Origin of the sequence: Streptomyces chromofuscus (genome assembly GCF_015160875.1) — a bacterium.
Classification (GTDB): domain Bacteria; phylum Actinomycetota; class Actinomycetes; order Streptomycetales; family Streptomycetaceae; genus Streptomyces; species Streptomyces chromofuscus.
The window spans coordinates 472545-491795 of record NZ_CP063374.1; the positions used below are offsets into that span (position 1 = coordinate 472545).

Annotated in this window: 19 protein-coding genes and 1 pseudogene; 8 read left to right on the top strand and 12 right to left on the bottom strand. The window is 72.2% G+C overall.

Annotation, left to right across the window (positions count from 1 at the left end):
* Positions 1-84: 84 nt before the first annotated feature.
* From IPT68_RS02005 to IPT68_RS02015, 3 genes are all read left to right on the top strand, one after another.
* Positions 85-489, top strand: coding sequence for a DUF6153 family protein (locus tag IPT68_RS02005; RefSeq protein ID WP_189697450.1), 405 nt, complete (start codon positions 85-87; stop codon positions 487-489).
* A 127-nt stretch (positions 490-616) separates the two neighbouring features.
* On the top strand, positions 617-1276 hold the full coding sequence (locus IPT68_RS02010) for a DUF305 domain-containing protein (protein ID WP_189697449.1): 660 nt from the start codon (positions 617-619) through the stop codon (positions 1274-1276).
* Between the two features lie 197 nt (positions 1277-1473).
* The gene (locus IPT68_RS02015) at positions 1474-2004 is read left to right on the top strand and encodes a DUF4396 domain-containing protein (RefSeq protein WP_189697448.1); all 531 of its coding nucleotides are present in this window, start codon (positions 1474-1476) and stop codon (positions 2002-2004) included.
* Positions 2005-2269: 265 nt separating this feature from the next.
* Here the strand turns inward: IPT68_RS02015 and IPT68_RS02020 are convergent, their stop codons facing one another.
* A complete protein-coding gene (locus IPT68_RS02020; protein WP_189697447.1) occupies positions 2270-2743 on the bottom strand; it encodes a VOC family protein in 474 nt (157 codons plus the stop codon).
* A gap of 207 nt (positions 2744-2950) precedes the next feature.
* Here IPT68_RS02020 and IPT68_RS02025 point away from each other — a divergent pair, with 207 nt between their 5' ends.
* The 4 genes from IPT68_RS02025 (at position 2951) to IPT68_RS02040 (ending at position 6252) form a co-directional block, all read left to right on the top strand.
* Positions 2951-3706 (top strand): SDR family oxidoreductase, encoded by a 756-nt coding sequence (locus tag IPT68_RS02025; RefSeq protein WP_189697446.1) that lies wholly within the window; start codon positions 2951-2953, stop codon positions 3704-3706.
* A 168-nt stretch (positions 3707-3874) separates the two neighbouring features.
* Positions 3875-4495: an ATP-binding cassette domain-containing protein gene (locus tag IPT68_RS02030; protein ID WP_189697445.1), complete on the top strand. Its 621-nt coding sequence runs from the start codon at positions 3875-3877 to the stop codon at positions 4493-4495.
* Positions 4492-5325, top strand: a complete 834-nt coding sequence (locus IPT68_RS02035; RefSeq protein ID WP_189697444.1) for an ABC transporter permease — start codon at positions 4492-4494, stop codon at positions 5323-5325. The genes IPT68_RS02030 and IPT68_RS02035 overlap by 4 nt, the downstream gene beginning before the upstream one ends.
* Before the next feature lie 57 nt (positions 5326-5382).
* On the top strand, positions 5383-6252 hold the full coding sequence (locus tag IPT68_RS02040; RefSeq protein WP_189697443.1) for a helix-turn-helix domain-containing protein: 870 nt from the start codon (positions 5383-5385) through the stop codon (positions 6250-6252).
* 234 nt (positions 6253-6486) lie between these two features.
* Here the strand turns inward: IPT68_RS02040 and IPT68_RS02045 are convergent, their stop codons facing one another.
* From IPT68_RS02045 to IPT68_RS02090, 10 genes are all read right to left on the bottom strand, one after another.
* On the bottom strand, positions 6487-7677 hold the full coding sequence (locus tag IPT68_RS02045) for a thiolase family protein (protein ID WP_189697442.1): 1191 nt from the start codon (positions 7675-7677) through the stop codon (positions 6487-6489).
* Complete coding sequence (locus IPT68_RS02050; RefSeq protein WP_189697441.1) at positions 7674-8315, bottom strand: CoA transferase subunit B; 642 nt, start codon at positions 8313-8315, stop codon at positions 7674-7676. The genes IPT68_RS02045 and IPT68_RS02050 overlap by 4 nt, the downstream gene beginning before the upstream one ends.
* Positions 8312-9070, bottom strand: a complete 759-nt coding sequence (locus IPT68_RS02055; RefSeq protein ID WP_189697440.1) for a CoA transferase subunit A — start codon at positions 9068-9070, stop codon at positions 8312-8314. Before IPT68_RS02055 ends, IPT68_RS02050 begins: the two co-directional genes overlap by 4 nt.
* Positions 9071-9072: 2 nt before the next feature.
* Complete coding sequence (locus IPT68_RS02060; RefSeq protein ID WP_189697439.1) at positions 9073-10836, bottom strand: FAD-dependent oxidoreductase; 1764 nt, start codon at positions 10834-10836, stop codon at positions 9073-9075.
* Between the two features lie 16 nt (positions 10837-10852).
* Complete coding sequence (locus IPT68_RS02065; protein WP_189697438.1) at positions 10853-12781, bottom strand: maleylacetate reductase and hydroxyquinol 1,2-dioxygenase domain-containing protein; 1929 nt, start codon at positions 12779-12781, stop codon at positions 10853-10855.
* A gap of 549 nt (positions 12782-13330) precedes the next feature.
* Positions 13331-13582 (bottom strand): hypothetical protein, encoded by a 252-nt coding sequence (locus IPT68_RS02070; protein WP_189697437.1) that lies wholly within the window; start codon positions 13580-13582, stop codon positions 13331-13333.
* 27 nt (positions 13583-13609) lie between these two features.
* Positions 13610-14635, bottom strand: a complete 1026-nt coding sequence (locus IPT68_RS02075; protein ID WP_189697436.1) for a hypothetical protein — start codon at positions 14633-14635, stop codon at positions 13610-13612.
* A 91-nt stretch (positions 14636-14726) separates the two neighbouring features.
* Complete coding sequence (locus IPT68_RS02080) at positions 14727-15041, bottom strand: hypothetical protein (protein WP_189697435.1); 315 nt, start codon at positions 15039-15041, stop codon at positions 14727-14729.
* 483 nt (positions 15042-15524) lie between these two features.
* Entirely contained in the window at positions 15525-16544 is a 1020-nt protein-coding gene (locus tag IPT68_RS02085; protein ID WP_189697434.1) for a hypothetical protein, read from the bottom strand.
* Between the two features lie 110 nt (positions 16545-16654).
* Positions 16655-17086 (bottom strand): hypothetical protein, encoded by a 432-nt coding sequence (locus IPT68_RS02090; protein WP_189697433.1) that lies wholly within the window; start codon positions 17084-17086, stop codon positions 16655-16657.
* A gap of 306 nt (positions 17087-17392) precedes the next feature.
* Between IPT68_RS02090 and IPT68_RS02095 the strand changes: the two genes are divergently transcribed.
* Complete coding sequence (locus IPT68_RS02095; RefSeq protein WP_189697432.1) at positions 17393-18271, top strand: AraC-like ligand-binding domain-containing protein; 879 nt, start codon at positions 17393-17395, stop codon at positions 18269-18271.
* A 321-nt stretch (positions 18272-18592) separates the two neighbouring features.
* Here the strand turns inward: IPT68_RS02095 and IPT68_RS33720 are convergent.
* Positions 18593-19203: pseudogene (locus IPT68_RS33720) on the bottom strand (hypothetical protein); the annotation flags it as partial.
* Between the last annotated feature and the right edge of the window lie 48 nt (positions 19204-19251).

Sequence of the window (19251 nt, forward strand, 5' to 3'; positions counted from 1 at the left end):
ACGACGCGACGCCCGGCGCGGTCACGGCGGGCCATACAGGCACCCGCACGCGAGCACCGCAGCGGGTGTCCCTACGATGAGGCCGTGCCCAGCGACCCCGAGACCTCCCAGACGCGCCCGCGCGGGCACGTGCTGGTGCTGTTGGTCCTCGCCGTGCTGACCGGCCTGCTCGGCATGCACGCTCTGGCACCCGGCGGAGGACTGCCCACCGCGCACAGCGGGGCCGGGCACACGATGACGGCCGACCGGCCGGTCGCCCACGAGCCAGCTGCGCCCTGTACGCACCTGTCAGGCGGGGTCGGTCACCTGGACCACGCCGACGCGACCTGCGCCGCAGCGGGCATCGGCTCCCCTTACACGCCGCCCGCGCCGGACGCCGTACCGGCACGCGACGCCACCGCCCCGGCCATCCTCAAGGGCTCGGCCGCCGGCGCCCACCACGACGGGGCGCCACCGGATCTGTCCGAACTGCAACTCCTGCGCATATAGAGCGCTTCGCCCAGCGCCACCACGCCCCCTCCGGCGCGAGCCGGACGCGTGGTGCTGCGCGTCCGAGGTCCTCATCCGCCACATCGACGCATGCCGTACACGGCCTGCGCATCAAGGAGTTGCCCTTATGCATCCCACGCGTCACCTCGCCCGCCGCACGACTGCCCTCGCCACCGCCGCGACGGCCGCGCTCGTCCTCGCCGCCTGCGGCGGCGGCAACGGCGACGACTCCGCCGGCCACGGCGGCCACGGCAACGGCTCCACGTCCACTCCCGCCCCGGCTTCCTCTGCTTCTGCTTCTGCTTCTGCTGAGCAAGGACGGCACAACGCGGCCGACGTCAGCTTCGCCCAGGGGATGATCCCCCACCACCGCCAGGCCGTGGAGATGGCCGAGCTCGCAGCCGGCCGGGCACAGTCGACCGCGGTGAAGGAGCTTGCCGCACAGATCAAGAAGGCCCAGGACCCCGAGATCAGGACCCTGTCCGAGTGGCTCACGTCCTGGGGCGAGGAGGTCCCCGCCGACGGCGCCATGGACCACTCCCTGCACGGCGACGTGGGCGGCATGATGAGCGCCGAGGACATGAACGACCTCGGGAAGGCCTCCGGCAGGGCCTTCGACACCGCCTTCATGGAAATGATGATCGAGCACCATGAGGGTGCGGTCGCCATGGCCGAGACGGAGCAGGCGGACGGCGCGTACGCGCCGGCGAAGAGGATGGCCGCCGACATCATCAGCAGCCAGACCGCCGAGATCGAGCGGATGAACCAGTTCCTCGGCAACAGCTGAGGATCTCAACCGCCCCGCATGGCCCGGGGTGGGCGCAGGCCCGCGCCCACCCCGGCACCCCCAGGGCCGCACCTGTCAGTCGCTGCATCGGCAGCCCCGAAAAGTGACGACAGAACCTCTGGCCATATACCCCCGAGGGGTATATGTTCGTGCTGTGGGGCCGGGAACGGACTCACCAGGACGGGACAGGGGACACCATGGACCACAGCACACATCACGCCAACGCATCAGAGCTCGGCCAGGGCCAGGACCACGTCGCTCACTCCGGCCACGTCGGCGGACACGCACACGGCGGCGCGTCCTGGTCCACCGCGGTCAAGGCGACGCTGCACTGCCTGACGGGCTGCGCCATCGGCGAGATCCTCGGCATGGTCATCGGCACAGCCCTGGGCTGGGGCAACGTGCCCACCATGGTCCTGGCGATCAGTCTGGCGTTCCTGTTCGGCTACTCCTTCACCCTGTTCGCCGTGATACGCGCCGGCCTCGACCTCACGTCCGCCATCAAGGTGGCCCTGGCCGCCGACACCGTCTCCATCGCCGTGATGGAGTTCGTCGACAACGCGATCATCGCCCTCACCCCGGGCGCCTTGGACGCGCACCTGTCCGACGCGCTGTTCTGGTCGGCCCTGCTCGGCGGATTCGGCGTCGCCTTCCTGATCACCACCCCGGTCAACAAGTGGATGATCGGCCGCGGCAAGGGCCACGCGGTCGTTCACGCGTACCACTGACCGCTTCCCTCACTCACTCCGCCCGTCCGCTCACCCCGCACGCACCCCGCGCGGTGAGCGGACGCGTGTGTGGCAGCCCGCGCCGGGGCCTCGGCGAGTGCCTTCCGGACGGCGAGGACGTCAAACCGCGCGTCGCACAGCGCACTTGGACCACCGTCACTGAGCGGTGTGCGTGACTTGCGGTCATGTCGGTCATGCCGGCCCGGGCGCGAGAGCGTACGAGCGCTCTGCGTGGCGTGGAGTTGCGGGAGGGTGACGTACACGCTCAGCGGCCGGGGAACCGCTCCGTGATCTCCTGGAGGACCCAGCCGTTGCCGTCCGGGTCGGCGAAGGAGAGGTACGAGGAGTAGGTGTTGCCCTCGGGGTGCCGGCCCGCCAGGCGCTCCTGGCCCGGCAGACGGTGGGTGACGTCTCCGTTCTCGTGGCCGTGGAACAGCACTCCTCCGGCGTCGTGGAACACGTCGCTCACCCCGATGCCCCGGTCGGCCAGCTCCGTCCGGGCCGCCTCGATGTCGTTGACGATGAGGTAGAGGCCCTGCATCGAGCCGGGGGCGGCGGCGGTCATCCCCTCGCCGAACATGATCGAGCACCCCGAGCCGGGCGGTGTGAAGTGGACACATCGGAACTCCTCGCTGGGACCCGTGTCCAGGTCCAGGCGGAAGCCCAGCTTGTCGTAGAAATCCTTGGCCCGGTCCGTGTCGGAGACGGGCAGCACGATGACTTCGAGCTTCAGATCCATGGGAATGCGTCCTCGCGTTGATCGGTGGTGCTGTCCATACCGTGTCCGTGCACCGCTCAAACCGCCGTGGGCATTCGGCGGACGGGCCGGCCGAGGCGCCGGCGCGCCCGATGCTCCTCCGGGGCAGGGTGCGCAGCGCGTGCCCCGTGACGTCCGTTGAGTCCACTATGTACCCGGGGGCAGGACGAGACAGAAGGACGGATCACCATGCGAGTCGCCATTGCCGGCGCGACCGGGAACATCGGGGCCCTCACCGTCGCCGCCCTGGAACGGGGGGGACACGACGTCGTCCGCATCAGCCGCTCGCTCGGCGTGGACCTGACCACCGGCGACGGCCTCGATGCCGCCCTCGACGGCGTCGAGGCCGTGGTCGACGCGACCAGCTACACGGGCACGGACCGGGACGCGGCCGTCGCGTACTTCGGCACCGCCACGCGGAACCTGCTCGCCGCCGAGCACCGGGCAGGGGTCCGTCACCATGTGCTGCTCTCGATCGTCGGTGTGGATCGCGTGGTGGGCAACGCGCACTATGCCGGCAAGCGGGAGCAGGAGCGCCTCGTGACGGAGGGTCCGGTGCCGTGGACGATCGTGCGGGCCACCCAGTTCCACGACTTCGCCGCGACGGTGACGGCGTGGACCGAGCAGGACGGCGTCGCGACCATCCCACCGCTGCTCGTGCAACCCATCGCTCCGGAGGACGTCGCCGACGTTCTCGCCGAGATCGCCACGGGCGCCCCGCAGGGGCGTTACCGGGATGTCGCGGGCCCGGATCCGCAGGACCTGGTGGACATGGCCCGGCGCACCAACGAGGCGCGCGGGCGCACGGTCAAGCTGGTGCCGACATGGTCGTCGGTGCTCGGCCCGGAGACCGCCGGTGAGGTCATGCTGCCCGGCGAGGGCGCCCGCATCGCGCCGACCACCTTCGACACATGGCTCGCGACCCAGCGCCGACATCCGGAGTAAGGGCTCGGCGACCACCCCCGGTCGGCCGGGCTGAGCCCGCCGGTCAACCTCAGCATCTGAGCGCGACGGTGAACCGGCTGCCCGTCCCGTGCACCGGGCCGGGCAGGGCTGCTCCGGCCGGCCCGAGCGTATGTTGGTCGTGAGGTGGGCAGCGAGGGAACACGCGACATGGCACCGGAGACGCGGCTGCGCATGCGGGCCGTACACAAGGCGTACGGCAGCCGTGCGGTGCTGCGCGGAGCCGATCTGACGGTGTCGGCGGGCATGCTCGCGGGCGTGGTGGGCGAGAACGGCTCGGGCAAGAGCACGCTGTTGCGTATCGCGGTGGGACAGCTCAGGCCGGACCGCGGCACCGTGCAGCGGGTCAGTGCGCTGGGGTACTGCCCGCAGCAGGCGGTGGTCAACGACACGCTCACGGTCGCCCAGCACCTGCGGCTGTTCCAGGTCGCCTACCGACTGCCGGGACTGGACCATGCCTGGGAACTGGTGGACCTGCTCGGCTTCGGCGCCGAGCGGCGCACGCGGGTGGGAGAGCTGAGTGGCGGCACCCGGCAGAAGCTCAACCTGGTCCTCGCGCTGATGCACGATCCGCCGCTGCTGGTGCTCGACGAGCCGTACCAGGGTTTCGACTGGGACACCCACCAGCGCTTCTGGCAGCTGGCGGGCCGACTGCGCAGCCGGGGGCGCTCGGTGGTCGTGGTGTCCCACCTGCTGCACGACCTGCAGCACTTCGACACCGTCCACCATCTGCGCGACGGCCGCCTGCACGTGGAGGAGGCGTCGCGATGAAACACCAGTGGACCGCGTTCACGGTGGCCCTCGGCTTCACGCTCACCGGTCATCTGCGCAACCGCCTCGCGATGACCATGATCGCCTTCTTCATACCGACCTGGATCTATCTGGTCCGTGCCACCGCTCTGAACGAGGACATCGCCTTCAGCATCAGCGCCCTCGGCGTCGACGTGACTGCGTCGATGAACCGGAGCATCCAGGTGTGCAGCGCCCTGCACGCCGTCACGGTGATCGCCGGTTTCATGATGTTCATGGCGACCTTCAGCGCCCGGGACATGGATCTGCGTCTGGTGCTGGCCGGCTACCCGCGGCTGCAGTTGCTGGCCGCCAAAATCGTCGCCCTCCTCGCGATCACGGCTCTGCTCACCGGCTACACACTCGGCCTGCTGTGGCTGTCCTGGCCGCAGACCCAGCCCGGGGCGGTCGCCGCCGCGCTGGCGGCAGCGGTCCTGGCCTACGGCGGGCTGGGCATCATGGCCGGCTACCTGCTGCGCGGCGCACTGGAGGGGTTCTTCGTCGTGGTGATGGCCACGCTCATCGACGTCGGCATGCAAAGTCCGGTCTCGAACCCGGCCGGAGACCAGGCATGGCTGAGCGCCTTGCCGTTGTACGGGCCCGCGCAGGCGGCCCTGGCCGCCTCCTTCACCCACGCGGCGTCCCTCACCACCGCGGCCCTGGCCCTGCCCTGGTTCGTGGCCACCAGCCTGCTGGCCCTGCTCATCTTCTGCGTGCGCACCCGGCACTACGGCCGGCCCGCCACTACCTCGGCACGGGGGAACCAGCGTCTGCGGGCCGGGGCCGACTCCCTGCCGCAGGACGTGGTGTGACCCGGACGCTATGATTGAGCATTCAACTAGCCTGACTGCGTCCGAGGAGGTCGCACCGTGGCAGAGCTCGGACTGGCCGACACGGTGGGAATTCTGCGCCGGCCCGACGTGCGGCCCAGGTACACCAGCGCGGGGCTCGGATGGGAGCACCTCTACCTGTCCGCCCAGACGGAGCAGTCCTACCGGGCGACGTTCGATGCCGCCCCCACCCATCTGCTCATCCTGCACCTCAGCGGACCGGTCACCGTGCGCCGGGGTGAGGGCACCGGGGCGCGGTCGAGGACCATCCCGGCCGGTGGCCTGTTCCTGCAGCCGGTGGGCCGGGAACTCAGCGTCGAGCTGGGCGGCCCTCTGGACACGGTGCACGCGTATCTCACGGATCAGGCGCTGCGCGAGGCCAACGAGGGGCGGCCCGTCGAGCTCTCCGAAGAACTGGGCGCCACCGATCCGCTCGCCGAACAGCTCATGATCGCGCTGGACGTCGCGGTGCGCCGCTGGGAGCCGTCCGCCCGCACGTACGTGGACCACCTGACCGGCATGCTCGCCGCGCAGCTCGCCCGGCGGCACGCGGCCCGCCCCGCCGGGCCGGCGCCCGTGCGCTCCGGACTCTCCGACCGCCAGCTCGCCGCCGTGCGGGCCCTCATCGTGGAGCGCCTGGCCGAGCCGCTGCCGATCGCGGACCTGGCGACTGCCGCCTCGCTCAGCGTCAGTCAGTTCACACGCCAGTTCCGTGCGAGCACGGGCCAGTCCCCGCACCAGTACCTGCTGGGCCTGCGCCTGGAACACGCGTGCCGGCTGCTGCGCACCGGGGACGCGCCGATCGGGCAGGTGGCCGTCGAGTGCGGGTTCTCCCACCAGGAGCACCTGACCAGGGTGATGCGTGCCCGCCTGGGCACCACCCCGGCCGTGCTGCGCCGCGAGGGGTGAGAGGGCGGCGCCCGCCCCTGGACAGCGTTCCAGCGCCGGCGCCCTCCCCCGATCAGCGTTCCAGCGCCGGCGCCCTCCCCCGATCAGCGTTCCAGCGCCGGCGCCCTCCCCCGATCAGCGTTCCAGCGCCGGCGCCCTCCCCTCCGTCAGCGCTCCAGCGCCCCCGCGCCTCCGTCAGCGCTCCAGCGCCCCCGCCCTCCCCCGATCAGCGTTCCAGCGCCACCCCGTCCCAGGTCAGCGTTCCAGCACCAGCGCCATCCCCTGTCCCACTCCGATGCAGAGCGCGGCCAGGCCCGTGCCCCCGCCCGCGGCGGCCAGCTGGTGGGCGACCGCGCCCGCGACGCGCGCGCCCGACGCGCCCAGTGGGTGTCCGATGGCGATGGCGCCACCGCGCGGGTTGACGAGGGACCGGTCGAGCTCGGGGAGCGCCGCCAGACAGGCCAGCACCTGGGCGGCGTAGGCCTCGTTGAGCTCGATCGTGTGCAGGTCGGCCGCGTCGACCCCGGCCTTGGCCAGGACCTTGCGGATGGCGTCGACCGGGCCCAGTCCGAAGTACTGCGGCTCGATGCCCGTGACCGCCGCCGCCCGCACCCGGGCCAGCGGTTCGCGGCCGATCGCCGCGAGCCCCTCCTCGTCGGCGAGCAGCAGCGCGGACGCCCCGTCGTTCAACGGTGAGGCGTTGCCGGCCGTGATGGTGCCGTCGGGCACGAACGCCGGCTTCAGCTTCGCCAGGGCCTCGAGGGAGGTGGTGTCGCGGATGTTCTCGTCCCGCGGCAGGTCCACACCGTCGACGGCGACGACCTCGCCGCCGTAGAGGCCGTCGCGCCAGGCCGCGGCGGCGTTGCGGTGGCTGGCCAGGGCGAAGGCGTCCTGCTCCTCGCGCGTCACGCCGTACTTGGCGCCCACCAGCTCCGCGCTCTCCCCGAGGGGGATCGTCCACTCCTGCGGCATCTTCGGGTTGACCATCCGCCAGCCCAGGGTGGTCGAGTGGAGCTGCTGGTCCCTCGCCGGGAAGGCCCGGTCGGGTTTCGGCAGCACCCACGGGGCGCGGCTCATGGACTCCACGCCGCCGGCGATCGCGACGGAGGCGTCGCCGAGGGCGATGGCGCGGGCCGCCTGGACGACGGCCTCCATGCCGGAGCCGCACAGCCGGTTGACCGTGGCCCCGGGCACGCCGACGGGCAGCCCGGCCAGCAGCACGGCCATGCGCGCCACGTTCCGGTTGTCCTCCCCCGCTCCGTTGGCGTTGCCGAGCAGCACGTCGTCGATGCGGGCCGGGTCGAGGCCGGGACTGCGCTCCACGAGGGCGCGCAGCACTCCGGCGGCCAGGTCGTCCGGGCGTACGCCGGACAGCGCACCGGCGTAACGGCCGAAGGGGGTGCGTACGGCGTCGACGATGTACACGTCACGCGGGCGTTCGATCATCGGGGGCTCCTCATGATGAGAGACACGGGCGTGAGGGCGGCCACCTGCTCCGCGGTCACGTCGGGCGCGGTCTCGACGAGTGCGAGTCCCTGCGGGGTGACGTCGAGCACGCACAGGTCGGTGATGACGCGGTCGACGCAGGCCCGCCCGGTCAGCGGGAGCGTGCACTCCTCGACGATCTTGGAGCTGCCGTCCTTGGCGGTGTGCTCCATCAGCACGACGACCCGTCCCACGCCGTGCACGAGGTCCATGGCGCCGCCCATGCCTTTGATCATTTTTCCGGGGACGGCCCAGTTCGCCAGGTCGCCGCGTGCCGAGACCTGCAGCGCTCCGAGGACGGCGGTGTCGATGTGGCCGCCGCGGATCATGCTGAAGGACAGCGCGGAGTCGAAGAAGGACGCCCCCGGCCGTACCGTCACCGTCTCCTTGCCCGCGTTGATGAGGTCGGCGTCGACCTCGTCGGGCGCCGGGTACGGTCCGACGCCGAGAAGGCCGTTCTCGGAGTGCAGGACGACGTCCACGCCCTCCGGCAGGAAGTCCGCCACCAGCGTGGGCAGCCCGATACCGAGGTTGACGTAGTCGCCGTCGCGCAGTTCGCGCGCGGCACGTGCCGCCATCTCCTGTCTGCTCCAGCTCATCGCTCGCGTACCGTCCTCTTCTCGATGCCCTTGTCGGCCGCCTGCTCCGGGGTCAGTGCCACGACCCGCTGGACGAACACGCCCGGCAGGTGCACCTCGTCGGGGTCGAGTTCACCCGGCTCGACCAGCTCCTCCACCTCGGCCACGGTGATCCGGCCGGCCATGGCGGCGAGCGGATTGAAGTTGCGCGCCGCCCGGTGGAAGACGAGGTTGCCGTGCCGGTCGCCACGAGCGGCCCTGACGAGGGCGTAGTCCGTCCTGACGGCGTGCTCCAGGACGTGCTCCACTCCGTCGAACACGCGTGTCTCCTTGGGCGGGGAGGCCACCGCGACCGAGCCGTCGGCGGCGTACCGCCACGGCAGGCCTCCCTCCGCGACGGGGGTGCCGACACCGGCCGGTGTGAAGAACGCGGGGATGCCGCTGCCGCCCGCCCGCAGCCGCTCCGCGAGGGTGCCCTGGGGGATCAGCTCGACCTCCAGTTCACCCGCGAGGTACTGGCGGGCGAACTCCTTGTTGTCACCGATGTAGGAGCCGGTGACCCGGCTGATGCGGCCCGCCGCCAGCAGCACGCCGAGTCCGCGCCCGTCGACGCCGCAGTTGTTCGACACGATGGTGAGGTCCGCCGCGCCGGACTGGTACAGCGCGCCGATGAGCACCTCGGGCACGCCGCTCAGTCCGAACCCGCCGACGGCGAAGGACCGTCCGTCGGTGACGTCCGCCAGGGCCTCCGCGGCCGTGGCCACCTGCTTGTCCACGGTCACCGCCCCAGAACCAGGCGCAGGGCGGCGAGCAACGCGTCCCGGGCCTCCGCCGCTGTCCCGGGAGCGGTGCGGCGGCGCCAGGCCACGTAGCCGTCCGGGCGCACCAGCAGCACCCCGTCCTCGGCCATCCCGCTCACCCTGCTCCATTCGCCGTAGGCGTCGCGGGAGTCGTCGTCACCGATGCGCACGCAGGGCAGTGACACGCCGAGCTCGTCGCGGCAGGCGGCCGCCGCCGCGTCCCACACCTCGCCCGAGAGCCCGGTCAGCACGGTGAAGGCGCCCTTGCCGACGACGTCGAGCGTGGAGACCCGCTCGCCCGCGCTGTCCACGAGCCACGCGTGGGGCAGCTTGGCGCCCGGCCGCGTGGTCGGACGGGCCACCAGCTCGGGATCGTTCTCCCAGTGCTCGGCGGGGCAGTCGTCGGCGAGGACCGCGCCGGAGACGTAACGCTGGTTCATCTCGACGCCGTGCGCGTTGAACTCGTAGTTCTTGAGCTGGATCGCGTCCTCCAGCGCCCGGCGCCGCTTGGCGCCCTCGGCGGTGCCGGCCCGCAGTGCCTCGATGCCCTCGGCGATGGCCCGCTCGTCGCTGTCCGCGCCGACGCCGAGCGTCTCGAAGACCGGTCCGAACTGGTCCCGGCTGAGGTTCGCCCGCTCGACGATCTGCCGTCCCACGGGGGCGCGTTCGGCCGAGTAGCTGTCCAGCAGTGCCGGACCCGCCTCACCGCGGATCACCATGGCGAGCTTCCAGGCCAGGTTGTACGCGTCCTGCACCGAGGTGTTGGAGCCGAGCCCGTTGGACGGCGGGTGGCGGTGCACGGCGTCGCCCATGCAGAACACCCGCCCGGACGAGTAGGCCGAGGCGTAGGTGTGGTTGACGGTCCACAGGGAGGTGGACGTGATCTCCACGGGCAGGTCCGGGTCGCCGATGAGATCGCGTACGATCCGGCGCGCCTCCTCCTCGTCGACCGAGGGCGGCGGCTGCTCGATGTCGTAGCCCCATACCAGCAGCCACTCGTTCCATGGCCGGACCATGCGGACCAGGCCCATGCCGATGCCGCCGGTCGCGGCGCCCGGCCGCAGCACCCAGTACAGGACGCTGGGCCGGTGGGCGCAGTACTGGGCGAGGTCGGCCTTGAAGACGATGTTCATGCTGCCGGCCTTGCCCATGCGACCGTCCATGGGGAGGCCGATCTGCTCGGCGACGGTGCTGCGTCCGCCGTCGGCGCCGATCACGTAGCGGGCCCGTACGGTGAACTCGTCGCCGCGGACCCGGTCGCGCAGCAGGGCCGTGACGCCGTCCTCGTCCTGGGTGAGGCTCAGGAACTCGGTGTCGAAGCGGACCTTGGCGCCGCGGGCCGCCGCGTTGGTGGTGAGGATCGGCTCCAGGTAGGTCTGCGGCAGGTCGATCATCTCGCAGGGGCTGGTCGACGCGTACTCGGTCAGGGAGCCGGGTCCCGTGCCCCAGCTGCGGATCCGGCCTATCTCGTCGCCCGTGAGCGAGGTGCACAGCACCGTGTCACCCATGAGGTGGGACGGGCTGCCGTGCGCCAGCGCCTCGGCCTCGACGCCGAGGTCGCGCAGCACCTCCATCGTGCGCTGATTGGTGATGTGCGCTCGGGGGGTGTTGGCGAGCCAGCCGTACTTGGTGACGAGGAGGGTTCGGATGCCGTAGGTGGCCAGCAGCAGGGCGGCCGAGCCCCCGGCGGGGCCGCTGCCGACGACGAGGACGTCGGTGTCGTATCTGTCCGTGCGGGTCATGAGGGCGTTCTCCTGGTCAGTCGGTCAGGGGGGCGATGCGGAAGGAGTGGTTCAGACGGCGCCACTCCCCGTCGACACTCCGGCCGTCCGGGGTGGGACCGGTCTGCGGGGCGAAGTCGACGACGAGCTCGTCCTTCACGCCGAAAACGGTGTCGCTGTCGAGGTACGAGCCGCCGGCCACGAACAGCTGCGTGACGAGCCGGCGGTGGCCGGGCGCGTCGATCATGAAGTGCAGGTGCGGCGCCCGGTACGGGTGGCGGCCGACCGCCGAGAGCATCCGTCCCACGGGGCCGTCCTCCGGGATCGGGTACTCCGAGGGCAGGATCGACCAGAACGTCAGCCGCCCTTCGGCGTCGCTGCGCAGCCGGGCCCGCAGGACGGGCCCCTCCAGCTCCGGCAGCTGAACGTCGTAGAAGCCGTCCTCGTTGGACTGCCACACGTCGACGACGGCGTCCTTGACGGGCGTGCCGGCCGTGTCGGTGATCCGGACGTCCACCCACAGCGGCGTGCCGGGCAGGCCGCCGGAGATGTCGCTGCCGTGGGGGGCCTCGGGCGGTCCCTCCACGTAGAAGGGGCCGAGGACGGCGGACGGTGTGGTGTCCGGGGTGCGGGAGTTGGTCAGCAGGTCCACGGCGCTCGAGACGCCCAGCACGTCCGACAGCAGCACGAACTCCTGCCGGGTCGGGCCGCACAACTGTCCTGTCCGGGTGAGGAAGTCGATCGCGTACTGCCATTCCGCGTCGGTGAGGTCCTGCTCGGCCACGAAGGAGTGCAGGTGCCGTACGAGGGCGGTCAGCAGGGTGCGGACACGGGGGTCGGGCGCGTGCGCGAAGCTCGCCACCACCTGCTCGGTGAGCCGGGCAGTCAAGGAGTCGGCGGTTGCGGGCCCCTGGGGACGGCGGCCGTGCCAGGCGTCGGCCAGCAGGCCCTCGATGCCCTGGGCGGTCAGTTCCCGGGGGTTGGGGTACGGCGTCGCCACGGCCAGCTCGGCCGCCCGGCCCAGCTCCGCCTCGGGCATGCCCAGAGCGCTCAGCGACGTCGGCCCGCCCAGCGTGGCGATCAGGTCGTACACCCCGCTCGGGGCGTCGGGCACGTCCAGCGCCCGGGCGATGCGGCGCATGGCGTCCGGGGCGGCGGGGGCGTTGTAGGCCATCGCGTGCGGCAGGATCACGGTGTGCGTCTCGGCGTGCGGCAGGCCGAAGCTGCCGCCCAGGGTGTGGCAGAGCTTGTGGTGCAGGCCCATGCCCACGGTGGCCAGGCAGGTCCCGGCGAGCCAGGCGGCCTGCAGCAGGTCGGCCCGCGCAACCAGGTCGGAGGGGTCGGCGGCCAGCCGGGGCAGCGCCCGCCCGATGAGGGAGATCGCGTCGAGGGCCCGGCGGTCGGTGACCGGGTCGGCGTCGGCGGAGTACAGCGCCTCCACGGCATGCGCCATGGCGTTCACACCGCTGGTGATCGACATGGGCAGGGGCAGGGACAGCGTGAAGTCGACGTCGTAGACGACCGTCTCCGGCAGGATCGCGGGCGAGGACCGGGTGACCTTGTGTCCGTCCCGTGTCTCCCCGAGCACGGGGGTCACCTCGGATCCGGCGTACGTGGTGGGTACGACCACCTGGGGCAGGTCCGTGCGCACCGCGAGCGCCTTGGACAGGCCGGTGGTCGATCCGCCGCCGACGGACACGAGGCAGTCGGCGTCCGCCTCCCTCAGTACGGCGAGCGCCGCTTCCGTCACCTCGGTCGGCGTGTGCATGGCGGCACCGTCGAACTCCGCCGCCAGCAGCCCGCCCAGGGCGTCCCGGACCCGCGCGGACGCCTCCGCGAGCGGCGGGCTGGACAGCAGCAGCACCCGGCTACCGCCGAGCCGCCGCACCTCCTCGGCGAGGTCGCCGACAGTGCCGGAGCCGAAGAGCACCCGTGCCGGATGGGAAGTGTGCACGAACGTCCGCATGGTCCATCGCCTCCGTGTGTGTGGGCCGCCTGGCGGTTGTGCCTGGCCACCGAGTGTGCGGGTTACGCGCGGGTTAACTCCTGCACGATCGGGGCGTGCCGTTGCACGAAAGGCGCATGAGCGCAGGAGTACGGGGAGGGGCTCATCCGGCGTTCGGCGCGCTGTGTCCGGTCGGCCGGCCGTCGGTCGCGGCGACGATCGCGGCGACGGCGGGGCGGCGGGGCGGCGGGGCGGCGGGGCGGCGGGGCGGCGGGGCGGCGGCGGATGGTCGGTCGCGGCGACGGCGGGGCGACGGCGGATGGTCAGCCAGCCGTCGGTCGCGGCGACGATCGCGGCGACGGCGGGGCGGCGGGGCGGCGGGGCGGCGGATGGTCAGCCGGCCGTCGGTCGCGGTGACGGTGGGGCGGAGGACGGCGCCGGCGACGCGGTCGGCGCCACGTTCGTATACGTGCCGACGCCGGGCAGCACAGGGCGGCGGCTGACGCTCGCCTCGATGCATCAGCCGGCCGCGATCGACCTCATGAGGCCCGCCGTCTCACCCGGACCTGGTCACGCGTCCGTGCCGTCGGCGCCGCCCGGATCGTCGTCCGGCTCTCCGGTCAGCCGGGTCACGAGGCGGTAGGCGACGCCGACGTCGTGGTACTCCTCACCGGGGACGATCCTGTCGGGAAGGTGGGTCCGGTCACTGCGACTGGTCGACTCCCGCTCACCGGTGCCGGAAAAACGCACGGCGGTGCGGGGATCGTCCGTGAAGCGGAGCCGTTCGGCGCGGACCGTGGAACGGAACGAGATGTCCCACACCGCGCTCCTGTCCCCCTCGCCTGAGGTTCAGGGCGGTTCCTCCCGCTCCTCGGCGGCGCGGCGGCGCTTGGGCCGCGGCGGCAGTCTCCCGTCCTCCGCACGCACTCGACGCTCGCGCGTGCCGCCCTCACTCCTCCGGTCGATCCGGTCCCGGTCTCCCTCCGCGGGCTCGCGCGCCGTACTCCCTTCGGCCGACTCGGTGCGGCGTGCGACGCCGCCCCGCTCCTCCGGGAGGTCCGGCGCCGCCTCGGGCGCGTCCGCACGAGCGCGTCCGCTCTCCCTCGCTGTTTCGCCTGCCGCTTCCGTCAGGTCCGCCGCCTTCTCGCCCACGCTTCGGGTGGTGTCGCCGACGTCCCGGCCCACCCTCGCGACGGCCTGGCCCGTCTCGTCGCCGAGGTCCTCCACGGCACGCCCGGCGCCACGACCCACGTCCTGAACGGCCCTTCCGGCTCCCTGGCCCACGTCCTTCGCCACCGAACCGACACCACGGCCCACGTCCTGTACGGCGGTCCCGGCACCCTGGCCGACTTCCTCGACGGCTCTCGCGGCACCCGTGCCCAGCTCGCCAACGGCTTGACCGGCCCCGCCGCCGACGTCCCGCACGGCGGACCCGACCCCCCGCGCCAGCTCGTGCAGGATCTCCGGGTTGCGGTCGAGGGTGGTGAGCACCCGGTTGATGATCGTCGCGACATTGTCGAGACGTACCCTGAGCTGGGCCTGTGCCTCGACGCCCGAGATACCCAGGTGCACGCGCCCGAGCGTGACGTCGGCTCCCACGTTCAGCTTCAGCAGATCCAGCACCTCGGCCTGCAGCGAGACGTGCGCGCGTAGGTCCTCGACGTCCAGGTCGATCTCGTCGACCTTCAGCACGGGAACGTCGAGGAAGACGTCGGGGTCCGCATCCGCCGCCGCCGCACGCGCGCCGGCCGTCTCACGGTCGGGGGCGACGGGGCTCCTGCGGGCGGTGGCCGCATCCTCGTCTGCGTAGCGGTCACGTTCATACCAGTCACGCTCTTCGATGGAGCCCTCGTCGTTCTCGGCGTTGCCGTGCATCGCCGCGCCTCCGCAGGTTGACCGTGTGATGCGTCCATTTTGATCCAGTTTGCTCATCAATGCGCGGTCAGGACGACGAGTTCTGTGATCGTCACACAGGTGACTTGAGTCCGGCGGCCGATGAACCGCGGGGCGTCGCGCGACGGCGGGCGCCGAGCGGGCTCAGTTCGAAGGCCAGCCGTCCCAGCGCGACGAGGGCGCCCTGCCCGAAGACCAGCATCAGCCACGCCCCGTCACGCCAGTACCAGCCCTCGGTCCAGGGCCGGGTGATCGCCAGCGTCACGACCACGTGCGTCAGGGCGATGACGACGCCCGCCCGTCGCCGCCCGGGGCAGACGAGCGGCAGCATGGCCCAGAGCGTGGAGGCGAGAACCAGCCAGGGGGCGGCGAAGGCCAGGCCGAACATGAGGGACCTCCATATCGGTGGACAGTGCCAGTCACCGTCACACCGGCGGGCCCGCGGTGCCAGCCCGGCGGGATATCACCCGGATCACGATGCGGATTCGGACGGGCCCCTCGCGCTGAAGCGCGTGTCAAGGGCGACGGCACCTGGCCCCCCGCGCCCCAACCCCTGCCTCGTCTCCCGTGCCCCTCCCACATCACGGCACAGGCCGCCGCACACGGCCCGGGGTGGGCGCACGGTCCGGCAGCCCTGTACGTCCACCAGCGCCGCGCCCTGCGCCGGCCGCCAAGGGGTCCGGCGCGGGCGCCGGGTGCGTGCTGGTGCGCGGTGTGCAGGGGCGATCGCCGCGCAGGAAACAGGCCGGTGCGCCGGGCTCGCTCGGGACGGCCGCACGCCCGTACCGATTCGTACGGGCGTCACGGTCCGTGGTGGAAGTCCACGCGCCACTCCCGCGGTCCTTCACCACGGGCGCGTTCGTTCGTGCCGTCACTTGGGCTGGGCGGCCTCAGCAGCCGCGTGTCCCGCGCCCCGCAGCACCTCGTCGGCCTTCCCGGCCTCGTGGGTGCGGAGGGACCTCCATTCGGCCGCGTCCTTCTCGTGCCGGGACAGCCAGTCCTGCTGCACGGCGGCGAGACGGCCGTAGGCGCGCTCCAGGTAGCGGGTGCGCTTCTTGCACGTGAGGTCGGCGGCCACCGACGGGTCGTCGGCGAGGTCCGTGTCCCTCGGGAGGTCCTGGGCGAAGTCGCGGGGATTGGACGCCTCGATGCCCGCGTCGGCCATGCACGTGAGCCAGTCGGTGTCGGCGGCGCGGAAGGCGGCGTCGTCGGCCAGGCGTTCCACCGCGTCGCGTTCGCCCTGGTCGAGAACGAGGCGCAGGGTGAGGTCGCGTTGGCGTCCGTCCTCGCCGAGGAGGCGGGTCTGGGCCTCGGCGAGGCAGCCGGTGGCGGGGCGGGTGACGCGGATGACCTTGTTCCGGGCGGAGATCCTGCGTTCCGGGTCGCCGTACAGAGCTCGGTCGAAGGCCTGCCCCCGGTTGCGTTCGACCGGCTGTCGCCCGGGGGCCGCCCCCTCCTCGGCCGACGAGGCCTTCGAGTCCACCGATTCGATGCCGAAGTAGGACTTGGCGGTGCCGGCCGTCTCCGACCCTGCCGGCGCCGGGTCGGGCACCCGTTCGTACGCGAAGCCCTGACGTGCCATGCAGCCGGCGATGAGTGCCTGTTCCGCCCGGTGCACCTGGCGGGCTGTCTCCGTCGACGAGTTGAGCAGCCGGTGCAGCGGGAGCGCGGTGCGCAGGGCGGCCAGGCTGCTCGTGCGCTCGTCCTGCGGGGCGGCGTCGTCGTCCTGCAGGGACCAGCCGATCGTCGCCGCCAACACGACCGGCGCGAGGAGGAACAGGGCGGTTCCGGCCTTTCGGCGCGAACGCCGGCCCGGACTGGGACGCGTACCCGTACGCGGGCCGAGGTCGGGCGGATCGGGAGGGCTGTCGGGTGAACTCGTCGGTGGCATGGCGTCCTTCGGGCTGGCGGTGTCCGTGAGCGGCCGGGTGCCGGGGGAGCGCGGCGGACAGAGCGGGGCGGCAAGGTGGCCTGCCGCCGCCGCTCCGTCGGCCCGGCCTGTCAGTAGCAGCTGATGGTGGTGGTGCCCCGCAGCTGGAGGGAGCTGGCCCGGTTCTGCAGGGCGCTGGGCAGGTAGTCCACGTAGGACCCCGGGTTCACGCAGAACAGGAAGCCGCTGTAACCGGAGTTGTAGTAGTAGTGGCTCTCGTAGCCACCCGTGCTCGAGTTGCTGGCGGACACCGTGTTGTCGTTCACGCTCAGGCCGCCGCCCGACCGGGTGGTGAGCTGGTTGAAGGTGTCGCCCGAGAAGTTGCTGTCGGAGTTGAAGTACGAGTGGCGGGCCGAGTCGTTGATGCCCAGGTAGAAGACGCAGTGGTACCCGGAGGCGCAGTTCGGGCCGGCGGAGGCCGGGGCGGCGGTGGCGAGCAGTCCGGCCGCGGCGGCCATCGCGGCCAGGGCGGCGGGGACGCCGAGCCTTCTGCGTATGCGCATGTCTGTCTCCAGTTCTGTGACGGAAGGGTCGGAGATAACCGGCCTTTGCCTCCCTCTCATGCGTGAAGGGGCGGATCGGCCGGAGCGAGCGGAGCCACTCTGCTGGCTGGGGCCGGAGAAGGGCATGTGCTGGACGCGCATGGTGATTGGCCGACGGCGCACTGTCGTATCGGTGACGTCGGGTCCCACCATGTAGGCGGGGGATTCAAGGGGGGCCTTGTGCGCAGCGTGATCGATCTTGAGGACGTTTCATGCCCTGACCGGACGTCCGCGTGGGAAGAGGTCATCGCCCGCGCAGCACTGCCGATGAGGTGTCGCTTCCTGATCCCGGACGACTGCCGGGGCCGGCTGGTGTCCATGCCGTTGGGCGGGGTGCGACTGGCGCAGGCGAGTTACAGCGCGCTGGTGGCGGAACGGACCCCGCGGCTCATCCGGCGCGACGACCCGGAGGTGTACGAGATCGCCGTGGTCGTCACCGGCGACCAGGGCATCGAGCAGGTACGGGAACGGGCGCTGGTCCGACCCGGTGAGATGGTCGTCCACGATTCCTCGCTGCCGCTCACAGCGCGGGCCGCGGTCACCTCCGGTCTGTCGGGGGCGCTGATACTGCAGATCCCGAAGCAGCTGATCCGTCTTCCCGAGCCGCGGTTGAAGGAGTTGCTGGCAGTGCCGCTGCCGACGACAACGGGGGTCGGGAAGCTGCTGGTGGGGCTGTTGCGGGGCATCGCGGAGGAGTACACCGAACTGTCCCCGCACGACCTGGTCCGGGCAGGCCAGGGTGTCATGGACCTGACAGTGGCCGTCCTGGGGCACTTCACCGACCGGGACGCGCTGCTGCCACCCGATTCACGGCAGCGCGTCCTGTACCTCAAGTGCGCGGCGTTCGTGGAGCGGCATCTCGGGCATCCGGAACTCTCCCCCGGCGTCGTCGCCCGGGCGCACGGCATCTCGCCGCGCTATCTGCAACTGGTCTTCCGGGACCAGGGCACGACCCCGTCGTCGTTCATCCGCGAACGCCGCCTCGCGCACTGCCGCCGCGACCTGGCCGACCCCGCACTCCACACGGTCCCGGTGCATGCGATCGGCGCGGTGGGGGTTTCCCCGGGCGTCCGAGTTCAGCCGGGCGTTCCGAAAGAGGGTAGGGGTGTCGCCCGGCGCGTACCGGCTGTTGATCGGGAGCGGTGATGCGGCAGAGGGGAACAGACTGCGGCCGACTCCCCTGGGCAGTGGCACCGCCCCGGTGACGCCTCGCCCACCACGTGCCGCGCGGTCGGTCGCCGCGGCTGGTCCCCTGGCGCTGCCGAGCACGTACCTCGGCCCGACTCCATCCCCTGGGACATGCTAGTGCCGCGGCAGGCAACGTTTGCCCGGCAAGGAGCGGCGTCCGGTGCGTGCTCTCGACGTGCCGGCCGGAAGCCCTCGTACTGGATGTACTTGGGCTTCCGGCCGGTGCGGCGAGCGGGCGTGCCGGGCGTCGGGACGGGGTCAACGTTGCCTGTCGCGGCACTAGGCGAGCACCCATGGGGGTGGGTGTCCGGGACCGGCCGGGCACGTGAAGACGTGCAGGTCGTGGTCCCGGCCGAAGCGGAGCCGCGTGGGCTGGGCAATGGACGGACCGCCCCGGATCGAGGCCGTCCCGGACCGGGACGGATCGCGGTCCTCCAGGGGCACCCAGCTGTGCGGGCGGGCGTCCATCTCGTCGCCCCCCGCGGTCAGCAGCAGCCGCATCGGGGCTGCGCAGGACGCGCAGTCGATGCTCCTCGGGCCCGTCGGCGCCCAGCTGGGGAAGCCGGCGACCCGCCGGCCGGGCGGAATCGACAGGTCGCCCTGACAGCTGAGGGCGTCGGGGCCGTGTTCCGGCGTCTGGGCGTCGTCCCAGGCGGTCAGCGGCGTCGGGTCGGGTGAGCGCTCCGACGTGGCCGCCCCACCCCGGTCCAGCAGCCGTCGTACCACCGTCGCCACCGCCCGCACCGCCTCCGGATCGGTGCGCGGCGTGTGCCGGGCGGGCAGCTCCAGCAGGCCCCAGCCCCACTCCGCCGCCTCGTCGATCACCGGTCGGGCGCGGAGCCGTCCGACGGGACGCCGGAACCGAGCCGCCGGTCACCGTGCCCGGTGCCGCGGACGCAGCGCTCGACATGGCGCCCGCACCGATTCGACCCATTCGC